Raw genomic sequence first — 19968 nt, 5'->3', positions numbered from 1 at the left:
ATGATGTTTGGGTAACCAAGTGCCGAACAATCCCGCTGTATCCTCGTTTTCTTTAGAAAACTGAACGTATGCAGCTCCAAAATTCAACTTTCCTTATTACCGGCGGCACGCTGGGTATCGGCTATGCCACCGCTAAATTATTGATTCAGCACGGCGCTAAAGTGGCCATTACGGGTCGTACGGCAGCTACCGTGAAGCGCGCCGCTACTGAGTTAGGCGCCCTCGGCATTACGGCCGATGTTAGTAAGCCCACCGACGTGCAGCGCACCTATCAGGAGTTCCTCGCAGAGTTCGATCACCTGGATTGTCTGATCAATAACGCGGGCGTGGGCACGAGCAAAAAGCTGGTTGACCTTACGCCCGAGGATTTTCAGCGGGTGCATGATACCAATATTGTGGGTGCCGCGCTGATGGCTCAGCAAGCCGCCAGGCTGTTCATGGAGCAAAAGTCCGGCAACATCATTAACATAGGCTCTTCCGCTGCTACCAAAGGCTACGAAGGTGGCTCTATCTATGTGGCTTCTAAGTTTGCACTGCGCGGCATGACCCAATGCTGGCAAAGCGAGCTGCGCAAATATAATGTGCGCGTCATGCTGGTAAATCCCAGCGAAGTAACAACGGCCTTCGGCAGCAAGGAGCGCCAGGAACGGCCTGAGCAGCCTAATAAGCTACGCGGCGAAGAAATTGCTTCCGCTATTAAAGGAGCCCTCGAAATGGATGACCGCGGCTTTATCACCGAGTTGAACGTGTGGGCTACAAATCCCTTCTAAAAATCAGTATTTAATAAAAAGAAAAAGCCCCCAGACCGAGTCCGGGGGGCTTTTTGCAATACTAACAATAACCCAGATTACTTTGTGGGCATCAATACTTTGTCAATTACGTGAGCGACGCCGTTGTTAGATAGCACATCAGCTTGCACTACGTTGGCACCATTTACGGTCACTTTGCCACCCGCCGTGCTAACGGTCAGCTTTTCACCCTGAATGGTGGTCAACTGCTGACCATCCTTCAAATCGGCGGCCATCAGGCGACCTTTTACTACGTGGTATGTCAAAATACCCGACAGCTTCTCTTTGCTTTCAGGCTTCAAAAGGCCATCAAGAGCACCTTTGGGCAGAGCCTCAAAAGCAGCGTTGGTGGGAGCAAATACGGTGAACGGGCCAGCGCTGGCCGCTTCGTCATCGAGGCCGGCAGCCTTCAGGGCCGTCGTAAGTGTGCTTATCTGCGACACAGCCATGGCGTTTTCCGCCAGGTTTTTACCCGAGGTATCCATGCGCGAGGAGTCGTTCATTGCCATCGCTGGGTCCATGGCCGTGGTATCGGTCATAGCCATGTCGGTGGTTTCGGTGGTGGTAGTCGTCTCGGCAGTTTTGTTGTCACCACAGCTCGTCATGCCAAAAGCAAAGGCGGTGGCGGTAAACAACGTAAACGAGGTGTTTCTCAGGGTCTTTTTCATAAGACGCAGATCAGGGTTTTGGTTGAAGAAAAAAGAAAGTAAGGTGGTAAGGCAGGAAACGAAAAAGCAGATTACCAGGTAATCATGACTAAGCTTACGCAACAAGCTGAACAGTGGACGCCCGCGCCCTATGTTTTGGCTACCTTTGCGCCGCTTAGTTGAGCTTAATAAGCGTCAACTTGCACTTTGTGTTTAAAAATTTATTTTCTACCCGCATGAAAACTGCTGAGATTCACACCAATAAAGGTGTAATGAAGGTCGAGTTCTTTGAAAAAGATGCTCCACAGACTGTCAAGAACTTCACCGACCTCGCCCAGAAAGGCTTCTACGACGGCCTGAAATTTCACCGCGTCATCCCCAATTTTGTGGTGCAAGGCGGCGACCCCAACACCCGCGAGGGCGCTAAAGGAATGCCCGGAACTGGTGGCCCCGGCTACAAAATCAAGTGCGAAACCTCCGGCGACAACCAGTACCACGACCGTGGTATTCTGAGCATGGCGCACGCTGGCAAAGACACCGGTGGCTCGCAGTTTTTCATCGTGCACTCACGTGAAAACACCGCCCACCTCGACCGTGTGCACACCGTGTTCGGCAAAGTAGTAGAAGGCTTGGACATCATCGACCAGATCAAACCCAACGACGAGATCCAGAAGATTGTAGTGACTGAGGCGTAGTCAACTGTCAAACAACTATATAAAAAAGCCCCCCAGACTCAGTCCGGGGGGCTTTTTTGTGTTGTTCTCGTTTGCACAGCCAAACAGTAGTAGCAACTATTGTAAAGCCTGATTATATCGCTAGAACATATTGAAATCCAGATTATTAAGTACTTATATATAGTATATGCAAAGTCGAATAAACGCCACAATTGGTTTGACTTGACCATTTACAATGTCCTACTTGGAGTGAGCATAAACGCTACGCATTTCAGCGGCGCGTGCTAGCCGATTAGCTGCATCACTCCCCTTGTATGGCCCCTCCCTTTACTCCCGCGTTTGCTATTGTGCGGCTGTTTCGCCAACGCCTGGTTGCTACCACGCTCAGCTGGCTGTCACTGATTGCCCACTTATTCCTGGTTTCGGGTTGCAACTACTACCGTACTAAGCCTGAGGAAATAACCCCAACGGCAGTTACCCAGCTGGCCGAATCCAAGGTATTTCTGGTCCATCAGGGCACCTCGATTTGGCAGCTTAACAATCCACAGCTTAATGGTGAGGTACTTACTGGCCAGAAAGCAAACCTAAATCCTGGCTTAGCTCCTTATGTTGTGCCTACAGCTTTGGCCTCGCCTCGCTACAAATCCAGAGATAAGGAGCAGGTCTTAAACCTAGTGCATGTATATATCACCGACTTGCAAGCGGGAGAAGGAGAACAAGTCAGCATTCCGCTAACTGCAATGAATCGGATTGATATAGTCGAAGCGAATACTGGTAAAACCGTGCTTTCTCATGTGCTTGGTGCAGTGGGCATCGGGGCAGGTATTTTTACCCTCATTGGTGTTATCGCTCTGCTCACCAAAAGCTCCTGTCCATTTGTATACGCGCATAATGGACAATCCTACCAATTTGTGGGCGAGGCGTATAGCGGAGCCATTTTCGCGCCAGCAGAGCGCGATGATTATATGCCTCTTACTTCTATTAAAGACACTGGGGGGCAATTTAAGATCAAAATCACGAATGAGCTGCGGGAGCGTCAGTACACTAATGTTGCCGAACTGTGGGTGGCGCACCACCCCAAGAACGTACAAGTATTGCTAGATAAAATCGGCAACGTGCATACGATTACCCAGCCGCAAGCACCAGCCAAAGCGGTATCCATGCGCGGCGTCAACTACACCACCCAACTCGTTGCCACCGACCACAACGTATTTCTCTTCAACGAAACAGCGCCAGGCGCTACTCAAAACAGTGTGGTGCTCAGCTTCAATAACCCTACCGAAGCCAAAACGGGCAAGTTGGTGCTCCACGCTCAAAACTCCCTGTGGCTGGATTATCTCTATGGCGAGTTCACCAAGAAATTTGGGAGTGCTTTCAACGAATGGGCTCACACGCAGAAAGATGTTCCCGCTGAAAAGTTGCATCAGTGGTCATTAGATCAAGGCATCCCATTAAAAATCTCTGTCAAAACGGCCAACGGCTGGCAACTGATCGATAATATTACCACGGTTGGCCCCCTCGCCTCTCGCGACCTGGTTATTCCCTTCAAACTGCCGGCCGGGCTAAATTCTCATCCGTTGCAAGTGAAAATAGAAACGGGTTTCATGTTCTGGGAGCTGGACTATGCCGCCGTCGATTTCACTCCAAACCAGCCCGTACGCCTGGAAAAAAGCCCCCCAATAACAGCTCGCGACGAAATCGGCCGCGACCAGCGCGAGGCTCTTTCCAAAGTTGATGACGACTATCTGCGCCAGCTTCAGCCGGGCACGGAGGTAACACTCACCTATCGCGCCACGCAGCCAGCGGCCGGCCAGCGCAGCACCGCTTTTTTGCACACGCGTGGCTATTACGAGCACATTCGGCAGTACGAGGGAATGCCCAATCTGCCCCAACTCTATGCTTTCCGCCGGCCGGGCCGCTTTATCGAGTTCTCGAAAGAAAAGTATCAGGAGTCGCAGCAGGAAATGAATCTGGCCTCAGTCAATCCGTAAGTACCATGGAATCAACCCTTATTTCAGAGCTGAACTTCCTGGATGCCGTCCCCGCTCCGGCCGCTGCCTTGCCGTCAAGTCCCGTTGACTTGCCAACTTTGCCCCCCACGGTGGTTTCGTCGCCGCTTAAGCGGGCTTTGCTGAATGGTGTGATAAGTCTGGCGGAAAAAAAGCTGGTGTTCCAGTATTTGCGGACGCCAGCCCGAATACTTCAGGCAGCCAAGCAGGTGCAGCTACTGCGCACAACCTACTACGGTGAGCATCGGGTGCAGAAAATAGCCTGCGTGGCCGGGCGCTACTACCAGGAATTTCAGAAGCCCGGTTGGCCATCGGCAGCTTTCAACAGCTACATAGCCACCACGCTCAACCGCCTAGTGCCTTTCCGCGCCGAGCAGAAAACCGTGCAGATGGTGTTTCTGGCCATCACCAAAAAATGCCCCCTGGCCTGCGAGCATTGCTTCGAGTGGGATGCGCTTAACCAGCGGGAGAAGCTTTCTCTCTCTGATTTGCACACAATGGTAGCCAACTTCCAAGACCGCGGCGTCACCCAGATTCTTTTCAGCGGCGGCGAGCCCATGGTGCGTATCAATGATATGCTGGAGGTGCTGCGCACGGCTAGCTCCGGCACCGACTTCTGGGTATTCACCTCCGGATTCAACTTTACGCCCGCCAATGCCCAACGACTCAAACAAGCTGGCCTGACGGGCGTTTCCATCAGCCTCGATCATTATGAATCCGCACGGCACAATGCGTTTCGCGGGTCAGCAGAGGCGTATGAGTTCGCCATTCAGGCGGTGGTTAATGCCAAGGAAGCCGGATTGGTCGTCGCCCTGACGCTGTGCGCCACTCAGGCGTTTACCACTGTCACCAACCTGATGTCGTACGCAGCGATGGCCAAGCAGCTAGGTGTCACGTTTATTCATGTGCTGGAGCCACGGGCAGTGGGGCATTATGCTCAGCAGGAAGTTGATTTGAGCCCGGCCCAGACCGCGCTGTTAGATGAATTTTACCTAAAGCTCAACTACAGCGGCGACTACCACGACTGGCCCATCGTGCACTACTATGGCTACCACCAGCGGCGCATGGGTTGCAGCGGCGGCGCCGACCGCTTCCTCTACGTAGACACCGACGGTGACATGCACGCCTGCCCTTTTTGCCAGAAGAAGTCGGGCAGCGCGCTTTTAGCCTCGTTTGATGAAGCGCTACAGGTAGTCAGGCAAAGTGGTTGTCATCAGTTCCCAGCATCTACCATGTGAGTTGAAATTTTCTTTGTGCGGAAGCGGGCCTGTTCTGATACAGCCCCGCTTTTTCTATGCTCATAGAAGTCGAGAAGCAGCAAGTATCCGTGCGGCTTTAAAGAATATGGAATCGCTAAAGCTGCCTTTTGAAGCGACTGAAGCAAACCAAGAAAAAATGTAATGTTTCCCTAACTGACCTAAGCTGAGTAATTCCGTTCTTTACCCCTCACCCACTAACCCAAACCCCTCTATGAAACATCTTACTCGCATAGCCGCTTGCTGCTCGCTTGCCTTTTTGGCAGCCTGCAACGACGATAACGGCAATCCGTTCGTCATCAACAAGCCTATTCAGGTTACGTCGCTCCGCTTTATTGGAGAGCAGATAGTGCCGTTCGGTCAAACCTTCAATGGCACCACGCTGGGGGGCTTTTCCAGCATTGATTACCGTGCGGATAATGGCTCTTACTATATTATGTGCGACGATGCTTCTGCGTTACAGCCCGTTCGATATTACACGGCCAACCTCAATTTCAACCAGAATCAGTTTTCGGGCGTCACGTTCACGAGCGTTACTACGCTGAAGCGGCCCGACGGCAGCAACTTTCCCAGCCTTGCCGCCGACCGCAACAATGCCATTGACCCGGAAGGCATCCGCTACGACCCCACCACAATGCGCATTATCTGGTCGAGTGAGGGCATTCGCAATGTGACTCTCACGCCCCCCACGCTGAATCAGCCTTTCCTGCGCGAAGCCAACCTCGATGGCTCTTACGTGGCTGATTTTAGCGTCCCATCGTTGTTTCGCATTCAGGCTACCGAAAACGGTACCCGCTCCAATGGCGGCTTCGAGGGCATTGACCTGACAGCCGACGGCCGCTACCTGTTTGCTGCTCAGGAAGAGCCTCTGTACGAAGATGGTCCCCGCGCCGACGTAGGTGTAGCCAATTCGCCTACGCGCATCGTGCAGTTCAACAAAGCCACGCGTCAGCCAATTGCCCAGTACGCCTACCAGCTCGACGCGGTACACCAGGCGCCCAACCCCTCCAACCAATTCCGCCTTAATGGAATAGTGGAAGTGCTTACCCTTTCGGACAAGAAATTGCTCGTGATGGAAAGGTCATTTGCCGTGGGTGCAACGCCCGATTACTCAGTGAAGATCTACGAGGTTGAACTGGCTGGTGCCACCAATATCTCCGGTCTCAATTCATTGCAAGGCGCGAATTACAAGCCCGTGCGTAAGCGCCTGTTGCTCGACGTAGCTTCCACCGGCATTCGTCGGATCGACAATCTGGAAGGCATGACCTTCGGCCCGAAACTGCCAAATGGCAACCGTTCCTTGATCCTGGTTTCCGACGACAACTTCAGCAATGCCCAGATTTCGCAATTCCTGGCTTTTGAAGTTAGGCCATAACTGATCACAGGAAATTGCGTCTGAAAAGGCAGCTTATGTTTTACTTAGGCTGCCTTTTTTGCTTAACCGTGATAAGCTATCAGTTACCAAAAGGAGGCCTCAGCGCGCTGTAACAAGCGTATTATGAACAATTTATATAGCCAGCCCGTAAGGATAGTATTACATACAATATTTATACGATGATGTTCAGAACTAACATACAACGAGGCATACTACTTCTTTCATTACCCTTAGCGATGAGCTGCACTTTAATCAGCGGTGGCACTTCCTCCGATCCGCAAGTGCAGGAGTTGGAGCGCCAAGTAGAAGAGCAAAAGCGGATTGCGGATGAGGCTGAACTGCGTGCGAAAAGCGAAAACCAGGAACTCAAGGCTCGTCAGTTGCGCTTGAAAGCAGCTAAAAACGAAGCCAAAGCCCGGAACATGTGATTCCATTCGTTTCGCTTATTAAAAAGCCCCCCAGCCATAAGCTGGGGGGCTTTTTTGCATATCGCTCTTGCTAAACAAACCTAACGGCGACGGCGGGGCTTCTCTTCTTCCTCATCCTCGTCTTCATCGCCGCCGAAGCTGGGCATAGTGAACATGGAGCTGAGCAGGTCCTTGAACTGCGTGCCGGCCGTCACGCGGTTGCGCGAAATCAGGCTGTGCTCGGCCAAGCCGTGCAGACAGAACTCCATCAGGAAATAAGTGGTGTCCTTGTCCTCGTTTGGGTGCAGGAATGTCACGATGTCGCGCAGGCCGGGCACCTCGTCCAGCGACTTGCGATACTCCTTATCAGCAGAATCGTTAAGTACATCGACGGTGTTGCCGCTGCCAAACCAATCCTGCACCGTTTTGTAGGGGTTCGGAATGGTCTTCTTTTTCTTTTGCTTATCCGGGTCGGGAAAATAGTTCAGGAAGTAGGTCCGAATGGCTTTGCCCATTAGCTTCTCAGCCACCAGGCCGGCTCCCTCCTGCTCACCTTCGTACACCAGCTCTACTTTGCCGGTAAGGGCGGGCACAGCTGCCATGAAGTCGGCGATGCGCACGTAGGTCTTCTTCTCGCCGTTAATCAGCGCCCGGCGCTCCGCTGCGCTTATCAGGCTTTCGTAAGCAGCAATAGTCAGGCGAGCCGATACACCGCTCTTAGCATCTACGAACTCAGAACCACGAGCTTCAACGGCCACTTGCTCCACGAGGTCGCGCACCAGCTCGTTGGTAGTCACCAGGCCTTCTTGCGCGGGCTTGATGCGGGCTTCCTGACGAGTGATACGCTTGCCGATTTCAATCGACTTCGGATAGTGCGTAATGATCTGAGAATCGATACGGTCCTTAAGCGGTGTCACGATGGAACCACGGTTGGTGTAATCCTCGGGGTTTGCCGTGAACACGAATTGGATATCCAACGGCAGGCGCACTTTGAAGCCGCGAATCTGGATGTCGCCTTCCTGCAAAATATTGAAGAGCGACACCTGAATACGAGCTTGCAAATCGGGCAATTCGTTGATAACGAAAATGCCACGGTGCGAGCGCGGAATCAAGCCAAAGTGGATCACGCGCTCATCCGAGTACGGCAGCTTCAGCGTGGCCGCTTTAATGGGGTCAGCATCACCAATGAGGTCGGCTACTGATACGTCGGGCGTCGCCAGCTTTTCGGTGTAGCGGTCCGAGCGGTGCATCCACGATACGGGCGTATCATCGCCTTTCTCGGCAATCAGGTTTTTGGCAAAAATGGACAAGGGCTGCAACGGGTCGTCGTTCAACTCCGAGCCTTCTACCACCGGAATAAACTCGTCGAGCAGGTCCACCATAAGGCGGGCAATGCGGGTTTTGGCCTGACCACGCAATCCCAGCAAATTGATATGATGCATGCTCAGAATTGCCCGCTGCAAGTCTGGAATCACGGTTTCTTCGTAGCCGAAAATGCCAGGAAACACCTCCTCCTTACTTTGCAGCTTGGTAATCAGGTTATCGCGCAACTCTTGCTTTACAGAGCGCGACTTATAGCCGGAGTTTTTTAGGGCACCGAGGGTGGTAATCTGTTGAAGTTCTTGAGAAGAAAGCTGGGCGTAAGCCATATAAAGGGGAAGATATTGCGAGAATAAAAATTACGACACAAGAAGAACCGTTAACTTCCTCCTCAACTCGGGAATGAAGCTTGTTGTTCAGGCGCTCTACAGCGACTTACGACGGTTCTTCTTGTAGTCTTCGAAAATCAGGTGACCAAGGCCTTTCAAGCCACTGAAGTACGCTTTGCCTTGGTTTACCTCCGTAAACTCATTCACGAATTGCTGCAAATACGGATCTGAGGCAATCATGAAGGTGGTAATCGGAATCTTAAGACGACGGGCAGCGGCAGCAAGGTTCAGGGTTTTGTTGACGACTTTGCGGTCGAGGCCGAAACTGTTTTTATAGTAGCCGTTGCCTTCTTTCAGGCAGGTGGGCTTACCGTCCGTTATCATAAAGATCTGCTTATTAGCGGTTTTGCGCTTGCGCAGCAGATCCATAGCCAGCTCCAGACCGGCCACGGTGTTGGTGTGATAAGGACCGACTTCGAGGTAAGGCAAATCCTTGACCTTGATTTCCCAGGCGTCGTTGCCGAACACGATAACGTCGAGGAAGTCCTTGGGATACTTCTGCTTCACCAACTCGGCCAGGGCCATCGCTACCTTTTTAGCGGGCGTGATGCGGTCTTCGCCATATAGTATCATGGAGTGCGAAATGTCGATCATAAGCACGGTGCTGGTTTGCGACTTGTGCTCATTTTCGCGCACCTCCAGGTCGCCTTCCGCCAGCATAAACTCATCGGTGAGACCGTGGTTGAGCTGGGCGTTGCGGATGCTTTCGGTCATCGAAATCTGATCGAGGGAGTCGCCGAAGCGGAACTCGCGCATATCGGTGCTCTGCTCGTCGCCTTGGCCCGTGTGAGGCGTGCGGTGGTTGCCGGTGTTGCTCTTTTTGAGCTTGCCGAAAATCTCTTCCAGCGCCGACTTCCGAATGCCCTGCTCAGTTTTGGGCGTGATCTTGAAAGCACCCCGCTCCTGCTCGTTTTCATCAATGTAGCCTTTGGTTTTCAGGTCATCAATGAAGTTGCCGATGCCGTACTCGCCATCGGTCAGGCCATATTGTTTGTCGAGTTGGGAAAGCCAGGAAAGGGCCTCTGCCACGTCACCAGACGTGATAGTGACCAGTTGCATAAATAACTTAAATAAAGAATCGAAGCCTTTTTCAGGCGATTCATCGGGCACGAAGTCCCGGAAGCGAAAACCAGCAGCCATAGGAAGGGGGATTGAGGCTTAAGAACAACAGCGCGGGCGGCAATGTTCATCCAATGCGCCACAAGCAAGTTACAGCTTTGTCAAGATACACTGCGACACGCATTTGCGTGTTGAACAACGGTGGCGCTTGTTTGTATTGCATTGGTAACACCATCAGCGTACGACACACGTAAAATCACGCTCTGATCCACTTCTAGCAATTTCTCTTCCTATGAAAGCTATCTGGAATAACACTGTTCTGGCCGAAAGCAACGACACGGTAGTTGTGGAGAACAACCACTATTTCCCCGCTGAATCAATCAACCGCGAGTTTTTTGAGGAAAGCATTGCCCAAACTACTTGCCCTTGGAAGGGCCGCGCCAGCTACTACTCCGTACGCGTTAACGGTGAGCTGAACAAAGACGCTGCCTGGTATTACCCCGAGCCCAAAGACGCTGCCAAGCAGATTGAGGGCCGCGTGGCGTTCTGGAAAGGCGTGCAGGTGCAGCCATAAACATCCCAAAAAGCCCCCCAGCGCAACCTGGACTGCTTCCGACCGTTTGCGAAAAGAGGTTGGCCGGATAGGCTGGCCGATTATGTCATCAACGGAATTCGTTATGAAGCAGTATTCATTTCAGGGCCTTCTGGGGGGTTTTTTAGTGGGATTAGCTGTCGTAGGCAGCGGCTGTGATAGTCAGCGCACGGCAACTGAAGGCGCTAATCCGACCGCGCCTAGTGCGGAGGCCACGGTGCCCATTAGTTTCCAGAAAGAAGTAGCCCAAGACGATTATCGCTTTAGCGTACAAACAACTGGCACCGGCACTAGTAGAACTCTTTCCCTGACCGCTGTCAAGGATAGCCGAGAGCTGTTTAAGACATCTGTCCCGATTGAGGGCCAAGTGAGCGACGCGGTAGCTACCAATCTCAACGACGATAAGTATCCCGAGCTGTTCGTCTTTGTGGCCGGGGCGGGCAGCGGCTCCTATGGCCGGCTGGTGGGCTACGAGTTTATGAATCAAGGTCATAGGCCTCTAAATTTACCAGAGTTGAGCGGCCCGGCCGCTGCGGGCTATATGGGTCATGATGAGTTTCGGGTGGAAGGCAGACAGCTGTTACGCTCTTTCCCCGTGTATCGCCCCGACGACCCGAACAGTACGCCTTCCGGTGGCATTCGGACGGTTACTTACACCATGGAACCTGGCATGGCGCTATCGGTGATTGGTTTCAACGATGCGCCCGCGCAGGCTCAATAAGTTTTGAACTTCAAGAAAAGCCTCCCACAAGCTGTAAGCTGGTTTGTGGGAGGCTTTTTGTTGGAAAGACCGCAAGTTTCGGGTGGCAGCGACGCGGGTATGGCGGTACATTTGACTACCATCTCAGCTATTTTCCTATGACGGATTACGAACGCATCGCGGCGGCCATTGCCTACGCCCGCACCCACTTTCAGGCCCAGCCCGACCTGGAGGAAATGGCGCGGCAGGCGCACTGGAGCCCGTTTCACTTTCAGCGCAAGTTTCAGGAATGGGCCGGCGTATCGCCGAAAAAGTTTCTGCAATATCTCAGCCTCGACCACGCCAAAACCCTGTTGCGGCAGCAGCTTTCCGTGGCCGACGCAGCGTACGAAACCGGCCTGTCGGGTCCCGGCCGTCTCCACGACTTATTTGTGAACCTGGAAGCCATGACACCCGGCGAATACCGCCAGGGCGGCGCCGACCTGCATATTGACTACAGCTTCGGTGACAGTCCTTTTGGGCGCTATCTGGTAGCCACGACTTCCAAAGGCATCTGCAAGCTAGTATTCCCCGAAACCGATGAGGCGGCGGTAGTGGAGTTGCGTCAGGAGTGGCCCCAGGCAACTAGTACTGCTCAGGAAACAGTTGTTCACGGGCAGGTAGCCCAGTTTTTCAACGGTTACTTCTCTCCCACCGAACGCTTCACCATGCACCTCAAAGGCACGCCTTTTCAGTTGAAAGTATGGGCTGCCCTACTGCACATTCCCGAAGGCCAGCTGATTACTTACTCCCAGCTTGCCCGCGTAGCCGGCCACGAGCGGGCCGTGCGGGCCGTAGGCACAGCCGTAGGCGACAATCCCATCAGCTACCTCATCCCCTGCCACCGCGTGATTCGCCAGACCGGCGAATTGGGCCAATACCGTTGGGGCGCGACTCGCAAAGTGGCATTAGTTGGTTGGGAAGCAGCACGTGTTCACCCTAATGCGCTGGTACCCACCCCGGGAAAAAATCTAAGTAATACTTAACGACCAATGCCCGTCAGGCAGAGCGGAGCGGAGCATCTCGCTCGCGCCGTTAGATTACAAATCCTGCATCAGCACGCGAGATGCTTCGCTCCGCTCCGCCTGACGGGCTTGTGTTGAAGTCGGAGCGTAGATAAGTGTAGAAATAAAAAAGCCACCCAGAAACGTTTCTGGGGGGCTTTTTTAATGATGCTGGCGAATTATTCAATCCACTTAAACTTGTATTCGAGCTTCGGTACGGGCATGCGGTCGGCTACGCGGCGCAGGCGGTTGGGCAGCGCCATGATATACTCACGGGCCTTTTCTGCCTGACCATTGAGGCCAGTGATCTGGTCGATTTTCCAGGTGTTAATGAGGCCTTCCAGAATATCGGTGTAGTCCTGGCTGGTGTATACGCCGAGGCGCTGGGCGGCGTCGGTGAAATGGCCGAACGTTTTACCCATATCAACACCCATCTCACGCATGTAGTGGGCCGGCATCACAATCTTCTTGCGCATCATATCCTCGAAGGCCAGCATCATTTCAGATGGGTCAACTTCGAAAATCTTATCGACAAACGTCTGATACACACGGGCGTGGCGCGATTCGTCGCCGGCAATCATACCGCAGAGCTTGGAGAGCTGGTCATCACCGGCCTTGCGGGCCAGCGTACCTACCCGGCGGTGCGAGAGGTTAGTGGCAGCCTCCTGGTAACTGGTATAAATGAACGCGCGGTAAGGGTCGTGGGCCGTGCCGAGGTCAAAGCCATCGGCAATCAGATACTGCGTGCTTACCTCAAACTCGCGCATGTTTACGCGGCCCGAGAGGTATAGGTAACGGTTGAGCAGGTCGCCGTGGCGGTTTTCCTCCGCCGTCCAGCCCCGAATCCACTGGGCCCAGCCGTTGTTAGGGTCACGATTTAGGTCGTCGAGCTGGTGAAACCAAGCTTCGTAATTGGGGAGTGCTTCTTCAGTAATTGTATCGCCAATGAGCACAGCCAACAAATCGTAGCTGAGTTCTTTGGCGCGCTCACGCATGAGCTTTACTTCGTCAAAAAACGTATCGAGGCGGGAGTCGGGCAGGAAATCGGAGGGCTGCCAGCTATCTTCCACTTTTTTGAGGAAGGTGCCCATGTTTTCCCGTAAAAAGGATTCCAGATGCTGAAGCACCTCCCCGCGGGAGGTTACGGTTGCGAGCATGACGTAGGGGTAGTTAGTAGAAGGGAACGGAAGGCCAAATGTAGGCATTCCCATTTCTCAAATACGTTATATAGCTATTCTAGGGCTATTACAAAATTTTGGCTTTTAAGGCTTTTCTATAATTCTTGGCCGCACTTCGTAAAGCTGAGGCAGGGTAGAGTCCGCCGTTATCCTATTGAGGAGAGTGAATGTTAGGCCGAGCCTGTCTGATGAGCTGGAATACTGAGAATATCGTTGCAGAAATGGAACGACTTCAGGGGCTAAAACCCACTGTACTCCGGGCCGTTCGGCCAACCGATATAAGCTGGTGCCGAAGTCGCGTGTGCCAGTAAGCTCTTGCCGAAGCGTAGGCAGCGAAGGATGCAGCGTGGCCCAACCCGTGAGCGGCAACTGCGGCCCTGGAAGGTCATATATCTGAAAGGGCGACAAGGACTTATACGCGACTTCCAGGTTCGCCGTCACCAGAATTTGTCCCCCAGCCGTGGCGCGGTTTAGCTCGGTGAGGTAAGCTTCGTGGTGGAAGCGCTCGGCGGCTAGCAATTGCTTTCTATGCAGTGTTTTATAGCCGTAAACTCCTGTCACCAAAACCAATACGCCCACTGCCAAGCGTGGAAACGGCACTCGCGCTGTAATGGATGGTCGCAGCCAATATGCGACATTGCCTAGGGTAAACAGCGTGAAAAGCGGCAGCCCAAGACGCGGCGGCAGCTTTAGCCCTATTCCTATAATCAGGATTAGTGAGGCAAAGCCAAGCTGAGTCAGCCAGAACACAAGCCGGCCGCGAGTCGAAGAACTGCGCAATAGGCTCACAAAAATGAGCGCGTTAAGCAGCAGCAGTGGAAAGTAGTCGCGCACTACCAATCGCGCTAAAATGGCCAGCTTTGTGGGAGCCAATTCACACAGAAAGTAGTCAGCGTTTTTTGGGCTGGTTCGCTGGAAAAAATCTTCGTTGACTAACATTGAGTCACTTAAAATCCAGAGGTTAACGGCCTGCACACCAAGCGTATCGAGAGTGGTTTTGGGCTGCGGCTGGTACAGCTGAAAGTCATTGAGGTTGGACTTCAGCACATCCAGGACGCGAAAGCGCGTGGCTTCAGGCGAGCGAGTAAACGTGAGAAAAATCCCCCCCACTCCTGCCAGCAGCAACGCCGCAGCCAGCACGTAGGCGCCACGGCGCTGGCCCAGCCAAATGCCACCCGGCACCGCAACCAGCAGTCCCAGCACGGCCGCGCTGGGCCGAATCAGCCAGGCCAATCCGAAAGCTACTAACCCGACTACTATAGCCCAGCTTCGGTCGGTGCGCTGGGCAGCAAAAAGCCCCCCAGCTCCGGCCAGCAGTAAAGGCACGCGCATGTAGTTGAACCACAGGCTATTCTCGATGAATACTAAGCAAAAAAAGATGATCAGCACTAGATTTATTTGCTCCGATGTTAGGTAGTCAGCCAATAGGCGGTTAAGCACAGCGAAAAGCAAAACCAGAGCCGTGTAGAGCAGAGAATAAAGCGATAACCCATACCAAGGCACCGCTGGAAACTGTGCATATAAGGCAGCCAGCATGGGAGCAAATCCGTGAAAATAAAGGTGCAAATCCGTGACGGGAGCAGCGGCCGTAACACCCCGGAGCAGCTGCGTAATGATGAGGTCGTCGTTGGTTTCGTAGTAGGCACCCAGCCCACCGATGGACATCGCCAGCAAGAGCAGTGGCAGTAGTATTACCCGAAAAAAGTCCCCCAGAGTAGCGGTGTTCATGCCTGCAAGGTAGGGAGCGCCGCGAGTTAAGTTAGCAGGTCATGCGCGGCACTGCCTACCTTGCGGCCGTGAATACTCGTCCTTTCGTTCGTTTAGCTTTCCTCACGCTGCTGTTTGTGGGGCTGTTTACTGTTGCGTACTTCTTCCTGACACACGAGGGCTTATACGCTCTCGACGATTATTACTATTCTCGCTATGCCCAGCAACTAGCCACGGGCACCTTCCATCTAGCTCCCGACCCTCAGGGGTTGCTCGTTGATCCGTTGCGCGAAAGGCCCCTAATTTTTGGACCTGTTGCCCTCTTGTACAAGGCCTTCGGCATCAACATTATTACCACAACTGTGTGGCCGCTGCTGGCCACTCTGGGGTGCGCAGTAGTGCTTTGGCTTTTGTATGGGAAGCGCGAACCCATAGTGGCAGCGGGCGCGATAGTTCTGTTAGGCCTTCACTATTTCACCCTTAATCTCACTAATTATCTATACCCGGATAACATACTAATGTTCTGGTGTATATGCTGCGCATCTGCGCTAGTCGTTGGAAGGCGTGATGGGCAGGTTTCGGGAGGGTTGTGGGGGGCTTTTTTTGCTGTACTCAACTTCACGGCTTTACTCAGTAAGGAGACGATTGTGTACTATCTACCCTTTTATGTAGGCGTGCTTTTACTCGACGGATGGCGCCGGCGCAACCGACAGTTTTGGCTGGCAGCCTTCACAGTAGGTACTGTGCTACTGCTGAGTTATCTGGCCGTTTATCAGGTATATACTGATGACGCGCTGTACCGCATCCACTTAATTGAGCGCACCAATGAGTTCTTGAAAGAAGGCAATTACATCCTTGGCAAACGGGGGGCGTTGTTCTATCGTCTTACCACTGCCCCGCTCGATTTTTTCATCGGCACTGGACTCGGTGGCGCCTTACTATTTGCCTGCGCAGCCTTGATAAATCAACGCCGCTGGCCCGATTCAGATGCTAAATACTGGCTGTCACTGGCCGGTTCCACGTTGGTCTTCTACTGGTTTGGCAGCACTTCGCTTACCCAGTACAACCCCATTACCCTTTTGCCGCGCATGACCACTCCCCTGTTGCCTCCACTATGTTTGGCAGCAGGTTTCGGGCTTCGTGATTTTAGTCGCTCCGGACGTGGCGCGGGCTGGATAGCGCTGGCTTTGCTGGCTTGTGCAGGTTGGGCGCGAAGCTCAGTTTCCGTGATTTACGGCGGACTGAGTTTGTATTTTGGATTAATGGCAATTCTGGCTAGTCCTTCTGCCCGCGTCAGTTGGCGGCGCCCCGGCACCTATGCCTTCGCCGCCTTGCTTCTGCTGGTGGTCGGCGGTACTACTGCGGTCAGGCCAGCCTACTTTATGACAAAGTCAAGCGTGTCATCACACTTTGAGCAGAATCAACTGATTGAAGGCTATTTACAACCCCCGGCGCAAGGCGTTGTGTTCGTAGACGACTACTTGGTAGGCAACTACGATTATTACTATGGCCATAAAAAGCCCCCCGGCATTCATTTTCGGCGCTATGCCGCCCGCGATTCCGTTCGCCTGATGCCCGGCCAGCAGGCATGGCTGCTCCTGAACCGCAGCACGCTTACCAACGATGAATTAACGAGAAAGCTTATCCGCTATTCGGAGGAGGAAGTACTGGCTTGTTATCCAAGTCGGCAACTGGTGGCCGAAGTGGGCAAGGTCAGTTTATATAAGCTTGATATGGGCGGAATGGCAACCGCTCTGCCAGTAACTACGCTGCGCAGAAGTGAATAATAACGCCTATCTGCGTTTGCGTTTAAACAGATTAATAACGTACTAATTTGTGAATAGCATCAGCAGACAGCTCACAGCTAGCAACAGAGTAACCATGTAAGTTTGGCGACGGTAGTAGATAGATGTTTTCATAAGCGCGTCACTAGCATTTAATTTATATCCAAATTTCCCGATAAAGCAGCTGCTTAACAAGGAAAAATAGAGGCCAATTGTGACATGTCTTACGACTGAATAATAGGCAATTACAAATAAAAAATACAAGTATTTAAAGGAATACAAGCCCTACACTGAACGCTTCTCACTAGGCGTTTCTAGAAGATTAAAATAAGAATATTTGATTAAGCCAGAGCTCTTGCAAGCAGTTTCTCAAGCCGGTAAGCAGTATAAAATCTTTATTGCTAAAAGTCTACTATACCGGCCAAAATCGCATTTCCAACGATAAGCGGGTGGCGTCTGCGTTCAGATTTACGGCCCCGCCGTGTAGCAGATAAGGCGAAAAGAGCAACACCTCCGAAGGGCCTGGGTTGGGACGAATAAGCTGCAAGGGCTCAACAGCATGTTTGACAGCTGGCACCGTGTAGGTAACGCCATTGTACACAGCCCCATTTTGGGTGCGTTCTACGCGGTTTTCAGGCCACCAATGACTGCCCGGAACCAAGCTCAGTGATGAGTCGGCGGTGCTGCCGGTCACCGGCACGTAGATATTAATGCAGTTATCATAATCAGGCAGCCACACATCCCGGTGAAGCGGATTATTATCAGACCGGCCGGGCCTTACCAGACGCAGATGAAACAGGCGCATTTGATCAAACGGATTGTAGGCTTGTACTGGGTGGCCGCACAGCTCCGAAACCCGCGCCTCGAGTAGTGACGCCGGCACAGGCAGCCGCTCAATTGTGGACTCCTTGGTCAGGTTTACCACTGCCAGATGCCGCTGTTGGTCATCACCAATCAATTTGTGGTAGTCAGCAATTGGAAAATCAGCCGCTACAGGCAAGCCTGCTGCCGCCAGCGCCTCGCGTACCAGTACTGCTAAACCCTCCTGTAATTGCTGTTGCTCGGGTGCTGGCAGAAACTCCGCCACTGTATAGCCAGCGCCGGCCCAGGGGGTACCACGGGTAAGGTCGATGCTGTCAGCCAGAAGGACTTTATCTTCCGCCTGGCCACTTTCACCCTCAATTTGGTAAGTCACCTCGCGTGCGTTGATGCTGGCTTTCATACAGTGGAAAAGGTTTGATTTTAGGTAAGGTAAGCGCTATAAATACGGCAATGGTTCAGCGTACCGAACCATAATGGTCTCGCAAATTAGGACAAAGCGGTAGTCAGCCGCAAAATTACATTCCTCCGTCCGCCTTCTCCTAACGCCCCAACATTGGGTAACTTGCCCCCGTGTCTGCGTCTCCCTTCCGTCTATTGCCCCACTTTACACTTGTATTTGTTGGGCTCTTCACTATTGCCTTTTTCCTTTTTGCTCATGAAGGCCTGTACGATTACGACGACTACAATTATGCCCGATACGCCCACCAGCTAGCCACCGGCACCTTCGACCTAGCCCCCAATCCGGGCCATCTTGACTATACCCCGCTCCACCAGCGCCTGATGGTTTTCGGGCCTGTTGCCCTATTCTATAAGTTGCTGGGCATCAGAATATTTACGACGACCATCTGGCCCCTGCTCTGCACGCTCGGCACAAGCCTCATATTCTATCTGCTTTACCGTCAGCGAGCTCCGGTAGTTGCCAGCGCGGCAATGTTACTGCTGGGTCTGCATTACTTCACGCTCAACCTCAGCATCTACCTCTACCCCGATAATGTGCTGATGTTCTTTGCTGCGGGCAGTGCAGCGGCGCTCTTACACGGCCGTCGGGCCACGCAAGGGCAGCCGGTTTGGTGGGGCGTGGGTTTTGCCTTGCTGAACTTTGTGGCCTTGCTGAGTAAGGAGACCATCGTCTATTACCTTCCTTTCTACTTAGGCGTTTTGCTGCTTGATGTATGGCATCGTCGTCACGGTAAGTTCTGGCTAGCCGCACTAAGCATTGGCGGGGTATTGCTAGTTAGCTACCTATTTGTTTATCAAGTAGCTGCGAACGATGTACTGTATCGCTTTCGTGTTATTGAATCTGTCAACGAGGTGCGGAAAATAGGCAATACATCCACAGGCGATATTGTGGCTCGCATTACCTATATGCCGCTTCAGCTACTTGTAGGTACAGGGCTTGGAGTTGTGTTGCTGCTGGTGATAGTAGCTGCCATTAAGAGCAACAAATTGAGCAGCGACGCGCGTTTTTGGCTAGCGTTAGCGGGCAGCTCGTTGGCCTTTTACTGGCTGGGTAGCACATCGCTCAGCTACTACAATCCGAATTCCTTGCTTCCGCGCATGCTTACTCCACTCCTGCCGCCCCTGTGTCTAGCAGCGGGGTTTGGGTTGGATTATTTTGCGCGCACAGGCCGAAGCGGTTGGTTACTAGCCCTGGGCTTGTTAGGCTGTGCGGCATGGCTACGAAGTAGTATTAGTATCGTGTATGGGCTGCTGGGGGGCTTTTTTGCATTAGCGGCCGTACTACGATTCGTAAGTGTTGGTCGCAAAAAGATTGAGCGATATGGGCCAGGCACTGTAATTTTTGCCAGCGCTACGCTAGTTGCCTTAGGCTTAATTATGGCCCTTCGTCCTGCTTACTTTATGACTAAGCCGAGCAACTCGGGCTACTTTGCTCAGCAACGTATAATACATCAAGAACTGCGCGGACCGGCTGGGGGAGTCGTGTTAATGGATAATTTCTCGCTGCATAAGTGCGAGATAATGTATGGATTTCAAGTTCCTAATGGCTTACGTTTTCACCCTTATACTGCCTATGACACGCTTCGCAAGGTGCCGGGCCGGCCAATCTGGCTGCTGATTAACCGTCCGGTCCTCAGCAACGATGAGCTGATTCCGCAGGTAATCAATGAATCAGCTGAACAAGTGCTGACCCGTTTTCCGCGCCGTAAACTTCATGCCCAAGACAATGGGGTGGAGTTGTATTTGTTGCAGGATTAAA

The 19968-nt window shown here is 52.7% G+C and carries 17 protein-coding genes; 11 read left to right on the top strand and 6 right to left on the bottom strand.

What is annotated here, in order from left to right; genetic code table 11:
- Nucleotides 1–68 precede the first annotated feature (68 nt).
- Nucleotides 69–770: an SDR family oxidoreductase gene (locus H8B13_RS13710; protein ID WP_187311367.1), complete on the top strand. Its 702-nt coding sequence runs from the start codon at nt 69–71 to the stop codon at nt 768–770.
- 77 nt (nt 771–847) lie between these two features.
- On the opposite strand, the gene H8B13_RS13705 is transcribed toward H8B13_RS13710, so the two are convergent.
- Nucleotides 848–1456 (bottom strand): fasciclin domain-containing protein, encoded by a 609-nt coding sequence (locus H8B13_RS13705; RefSeq protein WP_187311366.1) that lies wholly within the window; start codon nt 1454–1456, stop codon nt 848–850.
- Nucleotides 1457–1671: 215 nt separating this feature from the next.
- Here H8B13_RS13705 and H8B13_RS13700 point away from each other — a divergent pair, with 215 nt between their 5' ends.
- The 5 genes from H8B13_RS13700 (at nt 1672) to H8B13_RS13680 (ending at nt 7177) form a co-directional block, all read left to right on the top strand.
- Nucleotides 1672–2130 carry a peptidylprolyl isomerase gene (locus H8B13_RS13700; protein ID WP_187311365.1) on the top strand — a complete coding sequence of 153 codons (459 nt, stop codon included), beginning with the start codon at nt 1672–1674 and terminating at the stop codon, nt 2128–2130.
- Nucleotides 2131–2423: 293 nt separating this feature from the next.
- A complete protein-coding gene (locus H8B13_RS13695) occupies nt 2424–4100 on the top strand; it encodes a hypothetical protein (protein ID WP_187311364.1) in 1677 nt (558 codons plus the stop codon).
- 5 nt (nt 4101–4105) lie between these two features.
- The gene (locus H8B13_RS13690) at nt 4106–5356 is read left to right on the top strand and encodes a radical SAM protein (protein ID WP_187311363.1); all 1251 of its coding nucleotides are present in this window, start codon (nt 4106–4108) and stop codon (nt 5354–5356) included.
- Nucleotides 5357–5588: 232 nt separating this feature from the next.
- A complete protein-coding gene (locus H8B13_RS13685; protein WP_187311362.1) occupies nt 5589–6749 on the top strand; it encodes an esterase-like activity of phytase family protein in 1161 nt (386 codons plus the stop codon).
- A 236-nt stretch (nt 6750–6985) separates the two neighbouring features.
- Nucleotides 6986–7177 (top strand): hypothetical protein, encoded by a 192-nt coding sequence (locus H8B13_RS13680; protein ID WP_187311361.1) that lies wholly within the window; start codon nt 6986–6988, stop codon nt 7175–7177.
- 80 nt (nt 7178–7257) lie between these two features.
- On the opposite strand, the gene H8B13_RS13675 is transcribed toward H8B13_RS13680, so the two are convergent.
- Nucleotides 7258–8805, bottom strand: coding sequence for a sigma 54-interacting transcriptional regulator (locus H8B13_RS13675; RefSeq protein WP_187311360.1), 1548 nt, complete (start codon nt 8803–8805; stop codon nt 7258–7260).
- Nucleotides 8806–8901: 96 nt separating this feature from the next.
- On the bottom strand, nt 8902–10005 hold the full coding sequence (locus H8B13_RS13670) for a vWA domain-containing protein (RefSeq protein WP_187311359.1): 1104 nt from the start codon (nt 10003–10005) through the stop codon (nt 8902–8904).
- A 211-nt stretch (nt 10006–10216) separates the two neighbouring features.
- On the opposite strand from H8B13_RS13670, the gene H8B13_RS13665 reads away from it, so the two are divergent.
- The 3 genes from H8B13_RS13665 (at nt 10217) to H8B13_RS13655 (ending at nt 12241) form a co-directional block, all read left to right on the top strand.
- On the top strand, nt 10217–10498 hold the full coding sequence (locus H8B13_RS13665) for a DUF427 domain-containing protein (protein WP_187311358.1): 282 nt from the start codon (nt 10217–10219) through the stop codon (nt 10496–10498).
- Between the two features lie 103 nt (nt 10499–10601).
- Nucleotides 10602–11237, top strand: a complete 636-nt coding sequence (locus H8B13_RS13660) for a hypothetical protein (protein ID WP_187311357.1) — start codon at nt 10602–10604, stop codon at nt 11235–11237.
- Between the two features lie 137 nt (nt 11238–11374).
- The gene (locus H8B13_RS13655; RefSeq protein ID WP_187311356.1) at nt 11375–12241 is read left to right on the top strand and encodes a bifunctional transcriptional activator/DNA repair enzyme AdaA; all 867 of its coding nucleotides are present in this window, start codon (nt 11375–11377) and stop codon (nt 12239–12241) included.
- A gap of 197 nt (nt 12242–12438) precedes the next feature.
- Here H8B13_RS13655 and H8B13_RS13650 read toward each other — a convergent pair whose 3' ends face one another.
- Together H8B13_RS13650 and H8B13_RS13645 are read right to left on the bottom strand one after the other, a co-directional pair.
- A complete protein-coding gene (locus tag H8B13_RS13650; RefSeq protein ID WP_187311355.1) occupies nt 12439–13416 on the bottom strand; it encodes an acyl-ACP desaturase in 978 nt (325 codons plus the stop codon).
- Nucleotides 13417–13521: 105 nt separating this feature from the next.
- The gene (locus tag H8B13_RS13645; RefSeq protein WP_187311354.1) at nt 13522–15165 is read right to left on the bottom strand and encodes a hypothetical protein; all 1644 of its coding nucleotides are present in this window, start codon (nt 15163–15165) and stop codon (nt 13522–13524) included.
- 41 nt (nt 15166–15206) lie between these two features.
- On the opposite strand from H8B13_RS13645, the gene H8B13_RS13640 reads away from it, so the two are divergent.
- Nucleotides 15207–16931 carry an ArnT family glycosyltransferase gene (locus H8B13_RS13640; protein WP_187311353.1) on the top strand — a complete coding sequence of 575 codons (1725 nt, stop codon included), beginning with the start codon at nt 15207–15209 and terminating at the stop codon, nt 16929–16931.
- A 409-nt stretch (nt 16932–17340) separates the two neighbouring features.
- Here the strand turns inward: H8B13_RS13640 and H8B13_RS13635 are convergent, their stop codons facing one another.
- The gene (locus H8B13_RS13635; RefSeq protein WP_187311352.1) at nt 17341–18150 is read right to left on the bottom strand and encodes a phytanoyl-CoA dioxygenase family protein; all 810 of its coding nucleotides are present in this window, start codon (nt 18148–18150) and stop codon (nt 17341–17343) included.
- 170 nt (nt 18151–18320) lie between these two features.
- On the opposite strand from H8B13_RS13635, the gene H8B13_RS13630 reads away from it, so the two are divergent.
- Nucleotides 18321–19967, top strand: coding sequence for an ArnT family glycosyltransferase (locus H8B13_RS13630; RefSeq protein ID WP_187311351.1), 1647 nt, complete (start codon nt 18321–18323; stop codon nt 19965–19967).
- Nucleotide 19968: the final 1 nt, after the last annotated feature.

The organism is Hymenobacter sp. BT188 (assembly GCF_014333585.1).
Classification (GTDB): domain Bacteria; phylum Bacteroidota; class Bacteroidia; order Cytophagales; family Hymenobacteraceae; genus Hymenobacter.
The sequence above is the reverse complement of the archived record's forward strand: the minus strand, read 5'-3'. Positions and strand labels throughout refer to the sequence as shown.

Coding starts and splice junctions, on each gene's coding strand:
- H8B13_RS13700 (WP_187311365.1), top strand. CDS start 1,672: ATGAAAACTGCTGAGATTCACACCAATAAAGGTGTAATGAAGGTCGAG.
- H8B13_RS13675 (WP_187311360.1), bottom strand. CDS start 8,805: ATGGCTTACGCCCAGCTTTCTTCTCAAGAACTTCAACAGATTACCACC.
- H8B13_RS13710 (WP_187311367.1), top strand. CDS start 69: ATGCAGCTCCAAAATTCAACTTTCCTTATTACCGGCGGCACGCTGGGT.
- H8B13_RS13655 (WP_187311356.1), top strand. CDS start 11,375: ATGACGGATTACGAACGCATCGCGGCGGCCATTGCCTACGCCCGCACC.
- H8B13_RS13645 (WP_187311354.1), bottom strand. CDS start 15,165: ATGAACACCGCTACTCTGGGGGACTTTTTTCGGGTAATACTACTGCCA.
- H8B13_RS13705 (WP_187311366.1), bottom strand. CDS start 1,456: ATGAAAAAGACCCTGAGAAACACCTCGTTTACGTTGTTTACCGCCACC.
- H8B13_RS13640 (WP_187311353.1), top strand. CDS start 15,207: ATGCGCGGCACTGCCTACCTTGCGGCCGTGAATACTCGTCCTTTCGTT.
- H8B13_RS13635 (WP_187311352.1), bottom strand. CDS start 18,150: ATGAAAGCCAGCATCAACGCACGCGAGGTGACTTACCAAATTGAGGGT.
- H8B13_RS13695 (WP_187311364.1), top strand. CDS start 2,424: ATGGCCCCTCCCTTTACTCCCGCGTTTGCTATTGTGCGGCTGTTTCGC.
- H8B13_RS13670 (WP_187311359.1), bottom strand. CDS start 10,005: ATGGCTGCTGGTTTTCGCTTCCGGGACTTCGTGCCCGATGAATCGCCT.
- H8B13_RS13660 (WP_187311357.1), top strand. CDS start 10,602: ATGAAGCAGTATTCATTTCAGGGCCTTCTGGGGGGTTTTTTAGTGGGA.
- H8B13_RS13650 (WP_187311355.1), bottom strand. CDS start 13,416: ATGCTCGCAACCGTAACCTCCCGCGGGGAGGTGCTTCAGCATCTGGAA.
- H8B13_RS13690 (WP_187311363.1), top strand. CDS start 4,106: ATGGAATCAACCCTTATTTCAGAGCTGAACTTCCTGGATGCCGTCCCC.
- H8B13_RS13680 (WP_187311361.1), top strand. CDS start 6,986: ATGAGCTGCACTTTAATCAGCGGTGGCACTTCCTCCGATCCGCAAGTG.
- H8B13_RS13685 (WP_187311362.1), top strand. CDS start 5,589: ATGAAACATCTTACTCGCATAGCCGCTTGCTGCTCGCTTGCCTTTTTG.
- H8B13_RS13665 (WP_187311358.1), top strand. CDS start 10,217: ATGAAAGCTATCTGGAATAACACTGTTCTGGCCGAAAGCAACGACACG.